1 protein-coding gene is annotated in these 1,690 nt (G+C 50.1%); it reads right to left on the bottom strand.

What is annotated here, in order from left to right; genetic code table 11:
• Nucleotides 1-1,287: 1,287 nt before the first annotated feature.
• The gene (locus OU682_RS23835) at nt 1,288-1,527 is read right to left on the bottom strand and encodes a hypothetical protein (protein ID WP_268944660.1); all 240 of its coding nucleotides are present in this window, start codon (nt 1,525-1,527) and stop codon (nt 1,288-1,290) included.
• Nucleotides 1,528-1,690: the final 163 nt, after the last annotated feature.

The following is a 1,690-nucleotide window of genomic DNA, read 5'->3' as shown; positions in this document are numbered from 1 at the left end:
GTCGTCTCGTCTCATCCGCCGAACATGTCACATTCGACCACAGGAAGGAATCTTCTGTTAGGCGGTGAACACTAGAAGCCAAGGCTGGAGAGCACCTCGAATGGGCATGGCGACGGTTTCTGAGTTCAGAGCAACGCAAAAATGATAACAGACGCTTGAAGTGCTTCATCGCCGAACTTGTTGTGCAAGCGGATGACGAGCCTTTAGCGGAAATTGTTTATCCTGTTACCGCATGGTTGCTTTCAAGTACCGACGACTTGTAGAAGGAATGCTTGCCAGCGTTTGAACGATTAGTATCTCGCCTGCTTGTTTTCTTGAATGAAAATCCCGACGAGGGTGGTTCAGGAATTATGCGTGGAACCGAGACCCTGACTGGGCGACGGAAGCACTAAATTCTCCAGCCGGAAAAATCGCTCAGGCACTTTATCACGATCCGTATCGCAAGGAGCTTTCTAAGAACGAAGGCCTTCCCAGAAATTGGAAGAAGCTTGTGGAGGCTGCTCTATCGCTGCCAGGGAACAACGGCCGATTTGCGTTAGTGTTCTTTAGCCACCTGTTGGACTGGTTTATTATGTTGATCCGAAATGGACAAAAGGTAATCTCCTGATGTTTCTTGACACAGACGATGAAGTTACCCTGGATGCATGGTGGACCGGCTATCTGTAGGGGACTAATCGACTGCCAAAGATGGATTTATCTGAGAAAATTAAGCCTCATTTACTGGCCAGGGCTGTAATCCAAAACCACAACGAAAGAGATAATCGCGACAGCTTGGCGGGTCTGGTGCTTGCAAGCTGGGCGTGCTCTGACGTTGACCAAGGAACAGAACGCATAACAGATGCCGAACTGCGTCAGGTTCTGTTGGAGGCAGGGGATGATTTCAGAGGACAAACACTTTGGATTTTGGACCGCCGTGGCAGAGAAAACACTGATGACGGCGAACATTGGAAGTCGTTGCAAGAGCGATTCTTGCGAAAGGTGTGGCCACTACAAAGAACTGCCCGAACACGTCAGAATTCAGCGCGCTTGGTCGAACTTGCGTCTTCTATGAGAATAGATTTATGGACATTTCCGAGGCAATTTTGCCTCTATTGAGCCCTATAGAAGGTGACCGAATTTTGCTGCCTTCGATTCGCTGTAGTGGTGATAATATCATCGATAAGCACCCTGAACGGGTCCCTGAAATTTAGTACTTATTGCTTCCAGAAAGTGCCAAGAACTGGCCTTATGGAATTTATTCAAAATTGGAGCGCATTATTACTGCAAATCAATCGCTTCGTTCCGATATCAGGTGGGTCGAGCTAATGCGGCGTTGGAATTCGCGATAACCTTGCGGTAGGTATGTTCTTTTTCGGAGTTGCATTGCAGCACCCGTTCGAGGCAGAGAATGCGGGCCGCATCCACACACATCGCCACTTGTTCATGCTTCCTGACCAGCAGGCAGAACGGAAGCCTGATGGTGCGCCGCCATACAGCCTTTCCGCTGGCCGCATTCCGATTGCAGCATGGCTGGCGTTTCTTGAGCAAGGCGATCCGGAAATTCTCGGTTCGGGTTTGTCGGGGGTTCAACGGCCAAGACTGCTGTGGGCTTAAGCGGACAACATCCTATCAGTAGGGCACCTCGAATTATTGACCGCTTGCGCTGTTCTTGGCCGGTTCGACGGCCTGAAGAACGCATGACGCGTCTGGG

Origin of the sequence: Paracoccus benzoatiresistens (assembly GCF_026913015.1) — a bacterium.
Lineage (GTDB): Bacteria > Pseudomonadota > Alphaproteobacteria > Rhodobacterales > Rhodobacteraceae > Paracoccus > Paracoccus benzoatiresistens.
Note: the sequence above shows the minus strand (reverse complement) of the source record. Positions and strands in the feature narration are given on the sequence as shown.